Below are 359 nucleotides of genomic sequence, written 5' to 3' on the forward strand. Positions count from 1 at the left end.
GGGCAAGGCGATCACGACGGGACCGGGCCGCCCCGTCGTTGCCGTCTTCCATGCCCGGGCGAGGATTTCGGGGATCCGCGCCACATCGTCGATCTCCGTCGCCCATTTGGCCATGGTGCCGAACACGGCGCGGTAGTCGAGTTCCTGAAAGGCTTCCCGGCCGCGCATGTCGGTCCCGATCTGACCCACGAAGAGCAGCATCGGCGCGCTGTCCTGCATGGCGGTATGCACACCGATGGAGGCATTGGTGGCACCGGGGCCGCGCGTGACCATGCAGATGCCGGGCTTACCCGTCAGCTTGCCCCATGCGGCGGCCATGAAGCTCGCCCCGCCCTCGTGCCTGCAGTTGATGAAGTCGA

At 67.1% G+C, this 359-nt stretch carries 1 protein-coding gene; it reads right to left on the minus strand.

Annotation, left to right across the window (positions count from 1 at the left end):
* On the minus strand, nt 1–359 hold a 359-nt coding region (locus A3764_RS00785), incomplete at both ends, for a thiamine pyrophosphate-binding protein (RefSeq protein ID WP_269085010.1).

The organism is Sulfitobacter sp. HI0129, from assembly GCF_001635395.1.
In the GTDB taxonomy this organism is placed as follows: domain Bacteria; phylum Pseudomonadota; class Alphaproteobacteria; order Rhodobacterales; family Rhodobacteraceae; genus Sulfitobacter.